The organism is Bartonella sp. MM97QHHN, assembly GCF_042194285.1.
Lineage (GTDB): Bacteria > Pseudomonadota > Alphaproteobacteria > Rhizobiales > Rhizobiaceae > Bartonella.
Genome location: NZ_JBHIMS010000049.1, coordinates 1 through 1,243, shown reverse-complemented (window position 1 = coordinate 1,243; position 1,243 = coordinate 1). Strand labels below are relative to the sequence as shown.

Below are 1,243 nucleotides of genomic sequence, written 5' to 3'. Positions count from 1 at the left end.
TAGTGCAATATCTTTTAAGTAATGGAGATTGCTTATTGCCTCACGCTTTTGTTTTTCACGTTCTTTAATAGGGTCACGCCCTTCACGTAAAACAGCCCGCCATCCTGTTGCCAATTCACGGGCTTGTTTTAAAGAAACATCTCGCAAGGCACCCAAGCCCATTTCACGGCGCCGACCATGAATGGTATAACGATAAAGCCATTGAGCACCACCATCTTTACGCTTATGGAGAAGCAAGCCGGCACCATCATTATATTTGCCAGCTCCCAATGTTGAGACAGCCCTTGCATTAAGACGATTCATAAGAACCATTTTTACTCCTTTCTGCTATAGTTTTTACCCACACGTCAGCCCCGCTTGTGACGTGCAAGCAAGTGATTTTGATTGATTCAAGATACACAGATTTAAGATGAGAGAATCTTACGTTATTCAGGGTTCTCATTCAATATGAATAACGCTAGATTATGATTATAAATCAATATCTTGTATCGGTCAAAAAACATGAACGCGATATACTCATGGCAGAGTGGTTCCAAAATCGTCCCCTTTATTTGGCTTTAAGAGACGCAAACAATACTCTGATTGGGTATCGCAGATGCTATGCTGTAGCACCTGTCGAACAGGCTTTGGATGGTGTGTACAGCCATTGTGGAAACAAATTTAACCCTTCTACAACCGGGACTCTGTTGTTTCTTGCAGCCCGCACAGATTTTGAAGATGTTGAGGACAAACAAGCCGCCTCTGTTTCCCTTCTCGTTCATGGCTCTCTTGCACAACAAACCCCTCCTGGCAAACTTTGGCTTGAAGCTCATGAACTGCGTGGTGGTGTAGAGATACTCAAAACGCCTGTCACTATTCCTTTGCGTGCCGATGTTCGCGAACAATTCAAGATTTTATTGAGGTTTTAATATGAAGCATGAAAGTGGTTTACCCTTTGCAATTGACAGATCTCGCGGCAAANTCAATATTCCTTTGCGTGCCGATGTTCGCGAACAATTCAAGATTTTATTGAGGTTTTAATATGAAGCATGAAAGTGGTTTACCCTTTGCAATTGACAGATCTCGCGGCAAAGAGGAACAACAAAGCGTGGTGTTTTATGGCACGCGTCCCTTTATTCAAAGTGGTGAACTGAATGAAGTTCAAACCATCATCAGGGGGCGTCATGACCGCTTGGGGCGCCTTGTGGCACAAGAAGGAGACCGCGTTGAACGGGCTGATGCTTTTGTCAACAAAGACACAAAG

Annotated in this window: 2 protein-coding genes and 1 pseudogene; 2 read left to right on the top strand and 1 reads right to left on the bottom strand. The window is 43.7% G+C overall.

The genetic code is table 11. From position 1 onward, the window contains the following. Nucleotides 1-312, bottom strand: a 312-nt coding sequence (locus ACFIJW_RS02650) for an Arm DNA-binding domain-containing protein (protein WP_375633197.1), incomplete at its 3' end; no start/stop codon positions are given. A gap of 176 nt (nucleotides 313-488) precedes the next feature. On the opposite strand from ACFIJW_RS02650, the pseudogene ACFIJW_RS02645 reads away from it, so the two are divergent. Both ACFIJW_RS02645 and ACFIJW_RS02640 read left to right on the top strand, forming a co-directional pair. Further along, nucleotides 489-908: pseudogene (locus tag ACFIJW_RS02645) on the top strand (phage tail protein); the annotation flags it as partial. Between the two features lie 113 nt (nucleotides 909-1,021). Beyond that, nucleotides 1,022-1,243: DUF4815 domain-containing protein (locus ACFIJW_RS02640; RefSeq protein WP_375633196.1), on the top strand; the 222-nt coding region annotated here is incomplete at its 3' end.